Consider the following 362-nt stretch of genomic DNA (forward strand, 5'->3'; position numbering starts at 1 on the left):
ACCATACCGTTGTCTATACATAAACTCAATACTTTTGTAAATACCGTTTCGAAGATTGCTTCTGGAAATAATTGACGCGTTCTACTTAATGTCGAATGCCAAGGTAAGCACTCATCGATATCGTAGTCTAAAAAATAAAGAATATCTAGTCTCAAACTACAATGTTCTACAAGTTTACGGTCACTTATTATATTCTCTAAATATCCTACCAAACAGAGTTTAAAAAACACAATAGGATCGATGCTTTTCTGTCCGCTTGTTCCATAATACTGCTCTGTCAAGCCATATAAATAGTCTAAATTTAAGCCCTCTTTTAAGCGTCTGTAAAAGTTTGTTTTACTTACACGCTCACTTAACAGAAA

1 protein-coding gene is annotated in these 362 nt (G+C 33.7%); it reads right to left on the reverse strand.

What is annotated here, in order from left to right:
* Window positions 1-362, reverse strand: a 362-nt coding sequence (locus tag ACVC08_RS00530; protein ID WP_452600561.1) for a transposase, incomplete at both ends; no start/stop codon positions are given.

The organism is Pontimicrobium sp. MEBiC06410 (assembly GCF_053601615.1).